Genomic DNA, 14,977 nt, shown 5'->3' with positions numbered 1-14,977 from the left:
GGTTCATGCCGGCGCCAGGCCATCGAACACGTCAGCGAAGCCGCCGCGCCTTGGCGCCACTTCATCCAGCGCCGCACGCACCCGCGGCGAGAGCAGGGCCGCCAGTTCATCGGCATGGCGGTAGCCAGCCATCGATTGCGTCACGCGCGCCCCGGACTCCACGCCCGGGTGCAGGTAGATCTCGCCGACGCCGGCCGGCAGGCGGCGCAGTGCCGCAAGCAGCACCGACTCGTCCATGCCGCCACTGTTGGCGATGCCCACCACGTAATCATTGTGGACGATTCCAGCGGCACGTAGGCGGCGGCGTAGCAGCGCCAGCCAGGGCCGCAGGAACAGCGGCGCGCCGGTCTCCAGCGGCAGCCGCATGGCGCGCAGGCCGTACTCGCGGCCGATGCGCAGGATCAGCGACAGCACCGTGGGGTGCAGGTGGAAATGCTTGTGTGTATTGACGTGGTCGAGCGGCAGCCCGGTGGCCGCATAGGCCTCGAACTGCGCGCGGATTTCCGCCGCAAGCTGCCGCCGCACATGCGGCAGGAAAAAGAAACGGCAGCCGTCGCGCGCCATCGCGGAGCCGAAACGGCCCTCGGCGTCGACCAGGTCTGGAATCGCACTGCGCGGCAGCACGGCCGGTCCGTCGGCCAGCACCACGTGCAGGCCCACGCGCAACTCCGGCAGCCGACGCGCGCGCGCCACGGCGTCGGCAACGGCCGGCGCGCCCACCATCAGGCTGGCTGCGTTGAGCACGCCGTCGCGGTGCGCCAGTTCGACCGCCTCGTTGACCCCAGTGGTGAGACCAAAGTCGTCGGCGGTGACGATCAGCGCGCGGGCAGGGGGGGCGGGCCGTTCCAGGATCAAGCCTCGTGTGAACGCAGGAAGCGGAAGAACTCCACGCCTTCGCGCAGGCGCCGCTTCATCATGTCCCAGCTGCCGAGCATCTCGCGCACGATCTCCCAGATCTTGCTGGGACGGAAATAGAAGCGCTTATAGAAGGTCTCGACGCCGTGGTAGATGTCTTCCTTCGACAGGTGCGGGTAGCTGATCGCCGCCAGCTGCACGCCCTTGTCGTTGACCAGGTTGATCACCTTGTTCTCTTCCAGCCAGCCGTTCTCGACCGCCTGGTCGTACAGGCGGGTGCCGGGGTAGGGCGCAGCCAGCGACACCTGGATGGTGTGCGGGTTGATTTCCTTTGCGTACTCGATGGTCTTCTCGATGGTCTCGCGCGTTTCGCCCGGCAGGCCCAGGATGAAGGTGCCGTGGATCTGGATGCCCAGCTTGCGGCAGTCTTCAGTGAAGCGGCGGGCGATGTCGGTGCGCAGGCCCTTCTTGATGTTGTGCAGGATCTGGTCGTCGCCGGACTCATAGCCCACCAGCAGCAGGCGCAGGCCGTTTTCCTTCATGATCTTCAGCGTGCTGTACGGCACGTTGGCCTTGGCATTGCAGGACCAGGTCACCCCCAGCTTGCCCAGGCCGCGCGCGATCTCTTCCACGCGGGGCTTGAAGTCGGTGAAGGTGTCGTCGTCGAACATGATCTCCTTGACCTCGGGCATGTTCTCCTTGATCCACTTCACCTCGGCGATCACGCTTTCGGCCGAGCGGGTGCGGTAGCGGTGGCCGCCCACGGTCTGCGGCCACAGGCAGAAGGTGCACTTCGAGCGGCAGCCCCGGCCGGTGTAGATCGACACATAGGGGTGCTTCAGGTAGCCGATGAAGTAGTTCTCGATCTTCAGGTCGCGCTTGTAGATCGGGGCGACGAAGGGCAGTTCGTCCATGTTCTCGATCATCGGGCGCGGGCCGTTGTGCTCGTGCGAGCCGTCGGCCAGCTTGTAGCTCAGGCCCAGCACGTCCTTGAGCGGCTTGCCCTGTGCGACTTCCATGCAGGTGTAGTCGAATTCCTCGCGGCAGACGAAGTCGATGGCGTCGCTGGCGCCCAGCGTGCCGCCCGGGTCCACCGCCGGCTTGGCACCGACCATGCCGATCATCACGCCCGGCTTGCGCTTCTTCAGTTCCTCGGCGAACTTGGCGTCGGTCGGGAAGGACGGCGTCGAGGTGTGGATGATGACCAGGTCGTACTCGGCGGCGATGTCCAGCGACTGCTGCACCGTCAGCTCGTCGGCGGGCGCGTCGAGCACGCGGCTGCCCGGAATCAGCGACGCGGGCTGGGCCAGCCAGGTCGGGTACCAGAAGGACTTGATCTCACGCTTGGCTTGGTAGCGCGAGCCGGCGCCGCCGTCGAAACCGTCGAAGGAGGGGGCTTGCAGGAACAGGGTTTTCTTTGCGGCGTTCATAACAGCTTGCTGGAAACGATGCCGTTTGCGGCTGGGTTGGTATTGTCGGGTTCCGGGCGGGCGGCCTGCGCGTGGGGCGCGGCCGGCGCCAGTGTGGGCCGGTCTTTGGTCGACATCACCTGGTCGCGCCAGCGCACGCGCGTGCCGGGCAGGGCGGCAGCCCATCCGGCCAGCAGCAACGCATCGCGCAGCGGCGCGAGCAGCGCCGCGCGGGCACTGCCGGCGAGCAGGCTGCGCGCCAGCACACCAAGCGCGGCCACGGCCAGCGCGGCAGGCAGCGGCGCCAGGGCCAGGCCCAGCGCCAGCATCGGCCAGGTGAAGGTGATGAAGGTGAAACTGAATCCGGGCGGGTTCAGCGAGCGGATCGTGCGCAGCCAGCGCAGCTCGTGCGTCCACAGTTCGGACAGCCGGGTCTCGGTCACGTCGGTTTCGACGATGACCTCGGACAGCACCGTGCGCAGGCCGAGCTGCCGGGCCAGCTCGCCCAGCCAGAAATCGTCGGCGAGGCGGTCGGACAGGGCCGCGAAGCCGCCGATGGCCGCCAGCGTGTCGCGGCGCAGCGCGATCGTCGCGCCGAAGGCAAAGCGGCGCGAGCCGCCGGCATGGGCGATGCGCACCGAAGGTGCGAACCAGTCATTGATGAAGCCGGCGCCCAGGCGCGACCACAGGCCGCCAACCGGGCGCCCGCGGTAGAGGCAGGTCACCACGCCGACCTGCGGGTCGGCCAGGGGCGCCGCCACTCTCGCCAGGTAGTCCGGCGGCACAGCGATATCGCTGTCGGCCAGCACGAGGTCGTCGTGGCGGGCGGCGGCGAACAGGTTGATCAGGTTGCTGACCTTGAGGTTGCCGCCATGCACGCGTGGATCGACCACCAGCGCGATGTCGCAGGCGGGGAAGTCGGCGCGCAGCCGCTCGACCACGGCGATGGCCGGGTCATCCGCGTCACGCACGCCGAACACGAACTGGTAGCACGGATGCGTCTGGCGGCACAGGCCGGCCAGGTTCTCGTACAGTCGGGGCTCGGCGCCGCACAGCGGCTTGAGCACGCTGACCGGGCGCGGCGTGGCCGCCGGCAGGCCCGCCGCGGACCAGGCCGCGGGCGGGCGTCGGCTCGCCCAGGCAGCGGCCAGCGCGTAGCCCGCCGCCACCGTGGTGAGCGCGCTGCCAAGCAGGGTCGGCCAGGCTGCTGACATCGTCCTCAGGCGGCTTCCGTAGCCTGGTTGGCCGCCTTGCCGGACTTGCCCTTGGGCTGGGCGCGGCCGATCTCGGCGAGCTTGATCTCGACGTGGCGCGAGAAGACGTATTCCGCGGGACGCTGCTTGTCCAGCGGGATGTCTGGGGCCATCGGGCCATCGGTCTTCACGCCACGCAGGCTCACGCCCAGGGCCTTCAGCGGATGCGCGAACGTGTCGGCCACGGCCGTGGCCTCGAAGCCGCTGTGGACCATGCAGTTGGCGCACTTTTCATAGTTACCAACGCCGTAGGCGTCCCAGTCAGTGTCTTCCATCAGTTCCTTGAAGGTCTTGACGTAACCTTCGCCCACCAGGTAGCACGGACGCTGCCAGCCGAACACCGTGCGCGCCGGGTTGCCCCAGGGCGTGCACTTGTAGGTCTGGTTGCCGGCCAGGAAGTCGAGGAACATCGTGGACTGGCTGAACGCCCAATTCTTGCCGGCATTGCCGCGCGAGAGGATGTCGCGGAACAGCTGCTTGGTCTTGCCGCGGTGCAGGAAGTGCTGCTGGTCCGGGGCGCGCTCATAGGCGTAGCCCGGCGATACCGTGATGCCGTCCACACCCATCGCCTTGACCGAGTCGAAGAACTTCGCCACGCGGTCGGGCTTGGCATCGTTGAACAGCGTGCAGTTGATGTTGACGCGGAAGCCTCGCTCCTTGGCCATGCGGATCGCTTCCACGCACCGGTCGTAGACGCCTTCCTGGTTCACCGAGTGGTCGTGCGCCTCGCGGTCGCCATCCAGGTGGATCGACCACACGAAGTACGGGCTCGGCTCGTACTGGTCGATCTTCTTCTCCATCAGCAGCGCGTTCGTGCACAGGTAGACGAAGCGCTTGCGGGCGATGATGCCCTTGACGATCTCCGGCATCTCCTTGTGCAGCAGCGGTTCCCCGCCGGCGATGGAGACCACGGGCGCGCCACACTCATCGACCGCTTCCAGGCACTCCTGCACCGACAGGCGCTGGTTCAGGATGGGGTCCGGATAGTCGATCTTGCCGCAGCCGTTGCAGGCGAGGTTGCAGCGGAACAGGGGCTCAAGCATCAGCGCCAGCGGGTAGCGCTTCTGGCCGGACAGGTGCTTGCGCACGATATAGGCGCCCACGCGGGCAACCTGCAGGAAAGGAATAGCCAAAGCGTATTTCCTAATTCAAGTTCAGCCGGCCGCGGTCTGCGGATCCAGCTGAGGTTCGGTTTGACGGGCGGCCGCCACTGCCGGACGGGCATCCTCCAGTTCGGCGGGCAGGCGGAATTCAGCGTGTTCCTCGATGCCTTCCATGGTCGAGACCTCGACAGGTCCCAGCCGGCGCAGCGCGGCGATCACGTCCTCCACCATCTCCTCGGGTGCGGAGGCGCCGGCGCTGATGCCGACGACCGCCGCATCGCGCACCCACGCCGGGTCCAGCTCGCTGCCATCGGCAAGCAGGTAGCTGGGCACGCCGCTCTCGGTGCCGATCTCGCGCAAGCGATTGGAATTCGAGCTGTTGGTCGCGCCGATCACCAGGATCACGTCGACGCGCTTGGACAGCTCACGCACCGCACTCTGGCGGTTCTGCGTCGCGTAGCAGATGTCGCGCGTGTCCGGGCCGACGATGTCGGTGAAGCGGCGGGTCAGCGCGGCGATGATGCTGCGCGTGTCGTCCACACTCAGCGTTGTCTGGGTAACGTAGGCCACCGGGGTGTCGGTCGGCAGGTCCAGCGTCTGCGCCTCGGCCTCGTTCTGCACCAGGATGACCTTGCCCGGAATCTGGCCCATCGTGCCTACCACCTCGGGGTGGCCGGCATGCCCGATCAGGATCACCGTACGGCCGCTTGCGGCGTACTGTTGGCCCTGCGTGTGCACCTTGATGACCAGCGGGCAGGTGGCGTCGATGGCGCGCAGCTCGCGCGTACGGGCTTCAGCCTCGACTTGCTTGGACACCCCGTGGGCGCTGAAAATGGTCACGGCGCCAGAAGGCACCGTGTCCAGTTCCTCGACGAATTTTGCGCCCTTGCGCTTCAACCCCTCGACAACGTGCTTATTGTGCACGATTTCGTGCCGAACGAATACCGGGGCACCATGCTTCACGAGGGCGCGATCGACAATTTCGATGGCACGCACCACGCCGGCACAAAAGCCCCGGGGTTGGGCAAGAATCACTTGCATACTGATGGCCCCCGATCCAGACATGGGCTTGAAAGACAATTTAATATTGCTGTTCCGGAATCACATTTCCGTAACACGGTGGTAACTATATACCGCTGCCGGTTTCTTTGTTCGTGCGACCGGCCGGTCAAGCTGGTTTTTGGCATGTTCGCGACACTACCGCGATAGGACTCATGACGGTAAAAGATGAAGTTTTGGTGACCGGCGCGTCCGGCTTTCTTGGCTCTGCTGTGGCGCGTCAGGCGCTTGCGCGCGGCTTCGGCGTGCGTGCCTTGGTGCGGGCCTCGAGTCCGCGCCGCAATCTGGAGGGCCTGCCGGTGCAGGTCATCGAGGGCGACATGCGCGATGCGCGGGCGATGGCGCGCGCGCTGGACGGCGTGCGCTACCTGTTCCACGTGGCGGCGGACTACCGCCTCTGGGCGCCCGACCCCGAGGAAATCGTACGGACCAACCTGGAAGGCACGCAGACCGTGATGCGCGCCGCGCAGGCGGCCGGCGTGGAGCGCATCATCTATACCAGCAGCGTGGCCACGCTGAGGGTGGCCGGCGCCACCGCCCCGGTGGATGAAACCGCGGCGATGCGCCCTGATGAGGCCATCGGCGCCTACAAGCGCAGCAAGGTGCTGGCCGAGCGTGCCGTCGAGCAATTGGTGGGGGAGTCCCGCCTGCCCGCGGTGATCGTCAATCCGTCCACCCCGATCGGGCCGCGCGACGTCCGTCCCACGCCGACCGGCCGCATCATCGTCGAAGCGGCCACCGGCAAGATTCCCGCCTTCGTGGACACCGGGCTGAACCTGGCCCATGTGGACGATGTGGCGGAAGGCCATATGCTGGCCCTGGAGCGCGGCCGCATCGGCGAGCGCTACATTCTGGGTGGCCAGGACGTCACGCTGCAGCAGATGCTCCACGACATCGCCGGCCTGGTCGGCCGGCGCGCGCCGACGATCCAGCTGCCGCGCTGGCCGCTGTATCCGCTGGCGCACGTGGCCGAGGCCGTGGCACGGCTGACCGGCAAGGAGCCGTTCATCACGCTGGACGGCCTGGCCATGTCGAGATACCGCATGTTCTTCAGCTCCGCCAAGGCCGGCCGCGAGCTGGGCTACCAGGCCAGGCCGTACCAGGAGGCCCTGCGCGACGCGCTGGACTGGTTCCGGCAGGCAGGCTACCTGGACTGAAGCGGGCACCGCAGGAACGTCGGTTCGTCTGACCCAGCTCAAGAGCGTACCGGCGCCTGCGCGCGCCCCTTCCATTGACCGCCGCGGCGCAGCCAGTAGCGGCGCGCCGAATCCAGCGTGGCGCCGAGGTAGAACAGTGCCGTGGCGGGCAGCAGCGGCGCCAGCCAGGCCGGCTGGCGGTACTCGCGCAGCATCGGCAGGTAGGCCAGGCTCATCATGGCCCAGGCCAGCCAGGCCGGCCACAGTACGGCGCCGGCCGCCAGGCCGCCCAGCGCCAGCAGCGGCGGCGCCAGGTAGGTCAGCACCATGCCCAGGCAGGCGCCCGCCAGCAGCAGCGGCGAATAGTGCAGCTGGGTGTAGGCGCTGCGCGCGATCATGTCCCACAGGCTGCGCCAGTCGTCATAGGGCCGCAGCGAAATGCTGTCGTCCGCCAGGTCCAGCCGGATCGAGCCGCCGCGCTTGATCTGGGCGGCCAGGCTGCAATCGTCGATCAGCTCGTGGCGGATGGCGGCGAAGCCGCCGATGCGCGCCAGCGCGCTGCGGCGCGCCAGCATGCAGCCGCCGGCAGCGCCGGCCACCTTGCTGCGCGGGTTGCTGATGCGGGCGAAGGGATAGAGTTTGGCGAAGAAGAAGACAAAAGCCGGCACGATGAAGCGCTCCCACCACGAGGCGCAGCGTAGCCGCACCATCAGCGAGACCAGGTCACGCTCCTCGTGTTCGGCACGCGCCACCAGCTCGGCCAGCACACCTGGGCCGTGGTGGATGTCGGCATCGGTGAGCCACACATAGCGGGTATCGGGCGCGATGGCATCGGCGGCGGCCAGCCCCTCGGACTGGGCCCAGACCTTGCCGCTCCAGCCGGCCGGCAGGTCGCGGGCGGAAATCACGGTCAGCGAGTCGGCACGGCCGATGGCGGCGGCGGCATCCCGCGCGATCGCGGCGGTGCCGTCCTCGCTATGGTCGTCCACCACCACCAGCCGCAGCTTGCCTTCATAGCGTTGCCCGAGCATGCCGGACACGGCGCGGCCGATCACGTCAGCCTCGTTGCGCGCCGGCACAATGCCGACCACTTCCGGCCATTCGGCCGGCCGCGGGGAGGGCGCCGGCTTGCGCACGCGCCAGAAGCCTGCGCGTGCGCCTAGCAGCACGCACCAGATCGCCAGCGACACCAGCGCCAGCCCAAATAAAATCTGCATGAACATGGAATCAGTGGAGGAAACGGCGGGCAAAGCGGGCCAGGCGGGGCACGGTGGTCGGGCGCAGCAGGCGTACCTCGTAGCCCGCCATGCGCTTGTCGTTCTCGCTCAGGCACAGGTCGATCATCGCCGCTGGCGACAGTGCCTCGCCCAAGGCCTCGGCGCCGTTCATGGTGAAGTTGGCGTCCTGTGCCGCGCCGTCGGCGTCGATGCCGCGCGCGATGCCCACGCGTTCCCAGATCAGGAAGGCCCAGACGCGCGCCACCTTCAGCGCGAACAGCGGGCGGCGCCACCACGGCAGGTTGCGCTTGTACCAGGCGGCCCAGTTGACAAAGAACAGGATATGCCGCCCTTCTTCCTGGATCACCGGCTCGAAGGTCTCGACCAGTTCGGCCGGGAAGAAGCCGGAACGCTGGGCGGCGGCGAACAGGCCGAAGGCGAAGAAGCTGTCGATGCACTCGCTGTAGCCGGTCACCAGCCAGCCCCATTCCGGGTCGGCGGGCGGCGGATAGTCGGGTTCGGGCGCCAGCGGGATGCCATAGGCCTCCACCAGCTTGGACAGCACCACCTTGTGGCGTGCCTCTTCTCCGCCATCCATGTCCAGCGCGTTGCGCAGCACCGGGTGGGTGACGGTCTCGGCGAAGGTCTTGACCCGGATCGAGGCGCGGCCCTCGGTCTGCACTGCGATGTCCCAGATCGGCAGCGAGGTGACCCGGTGCAGTGCCTCGGGCGACAGTTTCGGCCATTCGATCACGGCCGGCTTGTACGGGTTGTGGGTCTGCAGCAGCATGTCGCAGAACATGCGCAGGTGCTGCTCGGAGCCGATGCGCAGCGGGCCCGGTGTCGGGTCGGTCCAGTTGCGCATGGCGTAGTCTGCCTGCTCGATGGCGGCACGGGCGATGGTGGTCGCCACTTCGGCGGCCCTGTCCTCGGCGCCGGGCCGCGGGTCACGCGGCGGCACGTCTAGAGCGTCGGACATCCTCTTCCCTCTTCCTCTGGCAAGTGATTGCACGGGGGCGATTGTAACCGGGACGCGCGAGGCTTGGCTCGGCCGAAGGGCAGATTAAGGCCGGAAGCACCGCTTCCATGCGGCGGTTGGAACATTCCAGTGCTCGATCCGCCTCTCGCGCAAGCTCTCCCCGGGGGCGGCGGCGCACCGGGTCCCCGGGCGGACGGATCAGGCCCGCGGCAGCGCCTGTGGCCAGTCCGCCGTGTCCCAGGCAGGGCCGGGCAGATCGCCCTGGCCATGGTCGCAGCCTTCCCACTTGAAGAATTGCAGTTCCGCCGCGCTGGCGATGCCGTCGGCCAGTACCCGCACGCCCAGCGTGTGCGCCAGCGCGATCACGGCGCGGGCGATGGCGGCGCGCTCCAGATCGTCGGCCACGTCGCGTACATGGCTGGCCGCGATTTGCAGCCGGTCGGGCAGCAGCCGGCGCAGATGCGCCAGCGAGATCGGGCCGCTGCCGATGTCGCTCAGCGTGATGGAAACGCCTTGTGCGCGGATCTGCGCGCAGACGTCGCGGGCCGCTTCCGCTGCGGCCGCGGAGGTGGCGGGGAGGTTGCCCGGCAGCAACAGGTCGAGCGCCCCGCCAGGCAGGCCGCACTCGGCCAGTGCCTGGCGCACCAGGCCGGGCAGGGCCTGCAGCGCGGCGTCGCCGCTGGCCGCGCGCGGCAGCAGCACCGGCACGCTGATCCTGGGCGGCCAGCCGGCCGCGCCGGTCGCATCGCCTGCCATGTCCCAGTGATCGAGCCATGCGCGCGCCAGCGCGCAGGCCCGGCGCAGCACCGCGTCGTTGATGGCCTCGAGCAGCGCCGGGCTGCGTACCTGGCTGGCCATCTCGGGATGCGCGGTCCAGCCGGCGGAAGCGGGCCATTCGGGCAGCAGCGCGACCGCGGCCAGGCCGCCATCGACCAGGTCGTACTGGCACTGGGCACGCAGCCGGTAGCGCGACTGCTGCAGGGCCTGCGCGATCGCTTCCTCGGCACCGGCCTGGGCGCCGGCCGCTGCCTCGCTATCGTACTGCGGGTCCTGCGGCAGGTGCGCCTGCTGCAGCGCCCTGACGTACTGGTAGCTGCGCAGCCCGGCGATGACGACGGAGGCCAGCTTCCGGGCGGTCAGCTCGGTCTTGACGAAGTAGCCGTTGATCTCATAGTCGGTCACCACCTCCGCCTCGGGTGCCATCCCGGGGTGGCCGGTGCGCAGGACGATCTGCACGTCGGCATTGCGCAGCTCCTCGCGGATGCGGCGCACCACCACCAGGCCGGCATCGTCCGTCTCCATCACCACGTCCAGCAGGACCAGCGCCGTGTCGGGGTGCGCCGCCAGGTGGGCCACGCATTGCTCGCCCGTGTAGGCGCTGTGGAATACCACCTGGCGTCCGGAAAACGTCAGGTCGCGCAGTACAAGGCGGGTCACGTCGTGCACCGCCGGCTCGTCATCAACCAGCAGTACCTGCCACGGGGGCATCGTCGACATCGACGGATTCACATTCATGAGAGGTTCCCGACGGGAGCGATTGGAATGGTGGCCCTGGCCGACGGCGTGACTCTCGGCACCTGCACCGTGAACACCACGCCGCCGCCGGCGCGGTCATCCACCGCGATGGTGCCGCCCAGCCGCTGGGTGACCAGGTTGTAGACCAGGTGCAGGCCCAGCCCGCTGCCGCCCTGGCCGCGGCGCGAGGTGAAGAAGGGCTCGAAGATCTTCTCATGCAGCGCGCGCGGGATGCCGCAGCCGTCGTCGGCGTAGCGCAGGACGATCTCGTCGTCGCTCGCCTGCCACGCGGCGATGCTGATGGTGCCGGCGCGGCCGTCGGCGAAGGCATGCTGCAGCGAATTCATCACCAGGTTGGTGATGATCTGCGCGATCGGGCCGGGGTAGCTGTCCATGGCGATGCCGGGGGCGCAATCGACCTGCAGGCGCACGCGGGTGTCGCGCATGCCGGGCTCCAGGCTTACCACGGTCTCGCGCAGGTAGCCGCCCAGGTCGAAGCCGCGCCGCTTCTCGCTGGTCTGGTCCACCGCCACCTGCTTGAAGCTCTGCACGAGCTGGGCCGCGCGGTTGGCGTTGGACAGCAGCAGCCGGGCCGATTGGGCGGCGTCGGCCAGGTAGCGCTCCAACTCGGCGGGACCCAGCGCGCTGCGCGCCTGCTGGGCCAGCGCGGCGTCGGTGCGGTCCTGCAGGTAGGATGCCGCGCTGACCACGATCCCGACCGGTGTGTTGATCTCATGCGCGACGCCGGCGACGAGGCCGCCCAGTGACGCCATCTTTTCGGCCTCGACCAGGTTCTTGCGTGCCGATTCGAGGTGGCGCAGCGATTCCACCAGTTCGGCGCGCGCCAGTTCGCGGCTTTCATGCGATAGCACGATCCACCAGGCGCCAAAGGCCAGCAGGGGCAGCGTGGCCGCGTAGACGCGCAGCAGCAGGTCGCCGAAGTTCTCGCCGGGCGGCGCACCGCCACTGGCCATCAGGCGCAAGGCCAGCAGGAAGATGGCACCCATGGCCGCCGCCGCGGTCCCGAACAGGCCGAGGAAGCGGCCCAGGCGCCCGGTGAAGCGTGGCGCCAGCACGCCGGCCAGGCCGCCCCGGCGCGCCGGCGCCTGGACGTCGAGCGCGCCCGGGCGCTTGCAGGCATCGTGGCAGTGGTTGTCCAGGCCGCAGCACAGCGAGCAGATCGGGCCCTGGTAGAAAGGGCAGTGCGCCATGTCGGGCGCTTCGTAGTCGCGCTCGCATACGCAGCAGCGGAGTGGCTCGTCGGCACCGTGCCCGCGGTAATGCGTGTTGTCGCGTGCGATGTAGTAGCGTCCGCCGGTGGCAAAGGCGATTGCGATGGCGCTGAGAAACGAGGCGCCCAGCGCGATGAAGGCGGAGTAGGCCTGGGCGGCGGGGCCGAACAGGCCGGCGTAGGCGCTGATGCCGGCCAGCGAGGCGATCAGCATGGCGCCGCAGCCGACCGGGTTGAAGGCATGGAGGTAGGCGCGGCGGAACTCCACATGGCGGGGACTGATGCCCAGCGGCTTGAGCACCACCAGGTCCGCCACCAGTGCGCCCAGCCAGGCGATCACCACATTGGCATAGACGCTCAGCACCGCCTCCAGCGTGCTGAAGATGCCCAGCAGGGCCAGCAGCAGCGCGATCACCACGTTGAACACCAGCCAGACCACACGGCCGGGATGATAGTGTGCCAGCCGCACGAACACATTGGACCAGGCCAGCGAGCCGGCATAGGCGTTGGTGACGTTGATCTTGATCTGCGATACCAGTACGAACAGCAGCGCCGCCGCCAGCACGACCTCAGGCTGGTCGAAGACCTGGCCGTAGGCCCACATATACATGTGGATCGGCTCCATCGCCTGCTTGCCGGGCACGCCGGCGCCGATGGCCAGCACCGCCAGCAGGCTGCCGGCGAGTACCTTGAGGCCGCCGATCAGGATCCAGCCCGGGCCGGCGAACAACAGGGCGCTCCACCAGGCGCGGCGGTTCTCGCGCGTGCGGTCGGGCAGGAAGCGCAGGTAGTCAACCTGTTCGCCGATCTGTCCCATCAGCGAGAACAGCACGCCGGTGGCGGTGCCGAAGGCCAGCATGTCGAAGCGCGGCGAGCCGCCGTCCTGGCCGGTGAAAGCCGCCCATTGCGCAAGCACATCCGGATCGTGGCGCAGGATGTAGACGAAAGGCAGCACCAGCATCACGGCCCACAGCGGCTGCGTCCACATCTGCAGCTTGTTGATCAGCGTGACGCCGAAGAACACCAGCGGCACGATCACCAGCGAGCAGACCAGGTAGCCCAGCGTCAGGTTCAGTCCTGTCGCCAGCGTCAGCGCCTGCGCCAGGATGGCCGATTCGAGCGCGAAGAAGATGAAGGTGAATGACGCGTAGATCAGCGACGTGACCGTGGAGCCGGCATAGCCGAAGCCGGCGCCGCGTGTGAGCAGGTCGATGTCGACGTTGGATACGCTCGCGTGATAGGCGACCGGCAGGCCGATCAGGAAGATTAGCAGGCAGACCAGCACGATGGCGGGGAAGGCGTTCTGGAAGCCGAAGCTCAGTGTCACGCTGGCGCCGATGGCCTCCAGGGCCAGGAAAGACGCGCCGCCCAGTGCGGTGTTGGCCAGCGTGAACGGCGTCCAGCGCCGGTAGGAGCGCGCCGCATAGCGCAGCGCGTAGTCTTCCAGCGTTTCGTTCGCGACCCAGGATTGATATTCTCGTTTGATGCGCATGGCTTGGGCGTCGGTGCAGAGCGCGCTGGCTGCGAACGGTTCGGGCGGCAGGCCGGCGCCGGGCCGACGCCAGGAGCAGGCGCACCGATTATTGTCGGAATCCTGATGTCGTGCAATGGCGCGCAAGTGGGGGTCGCAGGCGCCGCCGGCGCCAAGGCCGGATATATGCGTGCCTTGGGGTATGCGTGCCTTGACTTTTGCGCCTCGAGCGGAAAAACTTGCCGGCAACTAACGCGGCCAGCCGAGCCTTGTCCCGCCGGCGCTGCCCTAAGAACCCGCACTGCCGGGACCCATGGAGGAGGCGCGGTTGCCAGCGCACAACGCCGATCCGCCCGAGACGGGCGAACTGGTCTACCGCATCCACGCCGCCGCCGCCGCCAGTGACGACGAGGCGTGGCACGGCGTGATGGCGCTGCTGCGCGAGCGCTTCAGCGCGGCGTCGGCGGTGCTGGCACGGCGCCATCTCGCCAGCGGCCAGGGCGAGGTGCTGTACGGCATGCCCGAGGATGCCGCCTTCGCGCGCGCCTTTGCCGAGTACTCGCCGCGCAATCCCTGGTTCCTGTCCACCGACGCCTGCCAGCCGCTGCATGTCAGCAGTGGCGAAGAGGTGCTGGGCAGCCGCGACCTGTTCCGTACCGACTACTACCAGGCCCTGCTGCGGCCCTACCGCTACCTGCACCGGTTGTGCGGCGTCGTCGCGCGCGATGGCGAGGCCTTGTGCTATCTGGAACTGTTCCGCGATGAGGACCAGCGGCGTTTCGCCGCCCGCGAGAAGGCGGAATTCCGCGGCCTGCTCGCGCATATCGCGCTGGCCATGGAGAACCGCTGGCATCGCCGCCACGCCGCTGACCTGGGACAGGCCCTGATGCGCATCGTCGATGGCCATGCCAATGCGACCTTCCTGGTCGAGCCGGACGGCCGCATCGTCTACTGCAACCGCAATGCGCAGGCGCTTTGCGGGCAGGGCAGTGGCTTGTTTCGCGACGGCGAGCACCTGGCGGCCGTGACGCCGGCCGACCATCGCGCGCTGCGCGAGATGCTGGCCGCCATGGCGCGGGGCGCAGACGAGGGTGTGGCACGCGCCGACACGGCAGCGACGCAGGTCCTGTCGGTCTCGGCGCCAGGCGCGCTCTTGCCGACCACGCTCACGCTGCAGCCTGCCGGGGCCTCGCTGCGCAGCGGGCCCGGCCCGGGGCGCGCGCTGCTGGTGGTCAGCGCGCGCCGGCAAGGCACGGAGCATGCCCACCACGACTGCCTGTTTGCGCGCCAGTTCAAGCTGAGCGAGGCACAGGCGCGCGTCAGCGCGCTGATCTTCGCCGGCCACTCGATCGCCACGCTTGCACAGGCGCTGCACGTGTCCGAGAACACGGTGCGCAGCCACCTCAAGCAGATCTTCCAGAAGACCAATACGCACGGCCAGATGGAACTGGTGCGCCTGCACGCGCAGCACTGCCCGGACGCCTGATGCCCGCGCCCCTCCGGGCGCCTGCCTTTCTCCCTCGCCTCGCGCTTGACTGCGCCGCCGTGCGCGCCGCCACGGGTGCTTGCTCGCCCAATCCGATCAGGAAAGCCTCACCCCGCTGGGTGAGGCGGCGTCCTCCCGCCGGATGATGCGCGATTCGTCGCCGCGAGGGATTCGCCTCGGCTGGCACCTGCATATAGTGGATCCGTCGCCGCGTGCAGTCGCGGCGCGGGCACGGCGCGCCGCAGCATGCCGGGCCAGCGCGG

11 protein-coding genes are annotated in these 14,977 nt (G+C 68.6%); 2 read left to right on the top strand and 9 right to left on the bottom strand.

What is annotated here, in order from left to right:
* Nucleotides 1-3 precede the first annotated feature (3 nt).
* The 5 genes from hpnK to ispH are packed head-to-tail and all read right to left on the bottom strand — an operon-like array spanning nucleotide 4 to nucleotide 5,661.
* On the bottom strand, nucleotides 4-819 hold the full coding sequence (gene hpnK, locus AC1Z3O_RS29765; protein WP_483522075.1) for a hopanoid biosynthesis-associated protein HpnK: 816 nt from the start codon (nucleotides 817-819) through the stop codon (nucleotides 4-6).
* A gap of 32 nt (nucleotides 820-851) precedes the next feature.
* Nucleotides 852-2,285, bottom strand: coding sequence for a hopanoid biosynthesis associated radical SAM protein HpnJ (gene hpnJ / locus AC1Z3O_RS29760; RefSeq protein ID WP_483520118.1), 1,434 nt, complete (start codon nucleotides 2,283-2,285; stop codon nucleotides 852-854).
* On the bottom strand, nucleotides 2,282-3,478 hold the full coding sequence (gene hpnI / locus AC1Z3O_RS29755) for a bacteriohopanetetrol glucosamine biosynthesis glycosyltransferase HpnI (RefSeq protein ID WP_483520116.1): 1,197 nt from the start codon (nucleotides 3,476-3,478) through the stop codon (nucleotides 2,282-2,284). The genes hpnJ and hpnI overlap by 4 nt, the downstream gene beginning before the upstream one ends.
* Before the next feature lie 5 nt (nucleotides 3,479-3,483).
* The gene (hpnH, locus tag AC1Z3O_RS29750; RefSeq protein WP_483520114.1) at nucleotides 3,484-4,650 is read right to left on the bottom strand and encodes an adenosyl-hopene transferase HpnH; all 1,167 of its coding nucleotides are present in this window, start codon (nucleotides 4,648-4,650) and stop codon (nucleotides 3,484-3,486) included.
* 21 nt (nucleotides 4,651-4,671) lie between these two features.
* Nucleotides 4,672-5,661, bottom strand: a complete 990-nt coding sequence (ispH, locus tag AC1Z3O_RS29745) for a 4-hydroxy-3-methylbut-2-enyl diphosphate reductase (protein ID WP_483520112.1) — start codon at nucleotides 5,659-5,661, stop codon at nucleotides 4,672-4,674.
* Nucleotides 5,662-5,834: 173 nt separating this feature from the next.
* On the opposite strand from ispH, the gene hpnA reads away from it, so the two are divergent.
* Nucleotides 5,835-6,836, top strand: a complete 1,002-nt coding sequence (gene hpnA, locus AC1Z3O_RS29740; protein WP_483520110.1) for a hopanoid-associated sugar epimerase — start codon at nucleotides 5,835-5,837, stop codon at nucleotides 6,834-6,836.
* Nucleotides 6,837-6,874: 38 nt separating this feature from the next.
* Here the strand turns inward: hpnA and AC1Z3O_RS29735 are convergent, their stop codons facing one another.
* From AC1Z3O_RS29735 to AC1Z3O_RS29720, 4 genes are all read right to left on the bottom strand, one after another.
* A complete protein-coding gene (locus AC1Z3O_RS29735) occupies nucleotides 6,875-8,038 on the bottom strand; it encodes a glycosyltransferase (RefSeq protein ID WP_483520108.1) in 1,164 nt (387 codons plus the stop codon).
* Nucleotides 8,039-8,042: 4 nt separating this feature from the next.
* On the bottom strand, nucleotides 8,043-9,011 hold the full coding sequence (locus AC1Z3O_RS29730) for a ferritin-like domain-containing protein (protein ID WP_483520106.1): 969 nt from the start codon (nucleotides 9,009-9,011) through the stop codon (nucleotides 8,043-8,045).
* 198 nt (nucleotides 9,012-9,209) lie between these two features.
* Nucleotides 9,210-10,526 carry an EAL domain-containing response regulator gene (locus tag AC1Z3O_RS29725; protein WP_483520104.1) on the bottom strand — a complete coding sequence of 439 codons (1,317 nt, stop codon included), beginning with the start codon at nucleotides 10,524-10,526 and terminating at the stop codon, nucleotides 9,210-9,212.
* A complete protein-coding gene (locus AC1Z3O_RS29720) occupies nucleotides 10,523-13,249 on the bottom strand; it encodes an ATP-binding protein (protein WP_483520102.1) in 2,727 nt (908 codons plus the stop codon). Before AC1Z3O_RS29720 ends, AC1Z3O_RS29725 begins: the two co-directional genes overlap by 4 nt.
* Nucleotides 13,250-13,556: 307 nt before the next feature.
* Here AC1Z3O_RS29720 and AC1Z3O_RS29715 point away from each other — a divergent pair, with 307 nt between their 5' ends.
* Nucleotides 13,557-14,714: a helix-turn-helix transcriptional regulator gene (locus AC1Z3O_RS29715; RefSeq protein WP_483520101.1), complete on the top strand. Its 1,158-nt coding sequence runs from the start codon at nucleotides 13,557-13,559 to the stop codon at nucleotides 14,712-14,714.
* The last annotated feature ends 263 nt before the right edge of the window (nucleotides 14,715-14,977 follow it).

The sequence above is a fragment of the Cupriavidus sp. 09_S30 genome (genome assembly GCF_056930435.1).
This window is presented reverse-complemented; position numbering and strand designations above follow the sequence as displayed.

Excerpts from the sequence above, each read along its gene's own strand:
- hpnI (WP_483520116.1), bottom strand. The coding sequence starts at position 3,478 with ATGTCAGCAGCCTGGCCGACCCTGCTTGGCAGCGCGCTCACCACGGTG.
- AC1Z3O_RS29720 (WP_483520102.1), bottom strand. The coding sequence starts at position 13,249 with ATGCGCATCAAACGAGAATATCAATCCTGGGTCGCGAACGAAACGCTG.
- hpnJ (WP_483520118.1), bottom strand. The coding sequence starts at position 2,285 with ATGAACGCCGCAAAGAAAACCCTGTTCCTGCAAGCCCCCTCCTTCGAC.
- hpnA (WP_483520110.1), top strand. The coding sequence starts at position 5,835 with ATGACGGTAAAAGATGAAGTTTTGGTGACCGGCGCGTCCGGCTTTCTT.
- AC1Z3O_RS29725 (WP_483520104.1), bottom strand. The coding sequence starts at position 10,526 with ATGAATGTGAATCCGTCGATGTCGACGATGCCCCCGTGGCAGGTACTG.
- AC1Z3O_RS29735 (WP_483520108.1), bottom strand. The coding sequence starts at position 8,038 with ATGTTCATGCAGATTTTATTTGGGCTGGCGCTGGTGTCGCTGGCGATC.
- AC1Z3O_RS29730 (WP_483520106.1), bottom strand. The coding sequence starts at position 9,011 with ATGTCCGACGCTCTAGACGTGCCGCCGCGTGACCCGCGGCCCGGCGCC.
- ispH (WP_483520112.1), bottom strand. The coding sequence starts at position 5,661 with ATGCAAGTGATTCTTGCCCAACCCCGGGGCTTTTGTGCCGGCGTGGTG.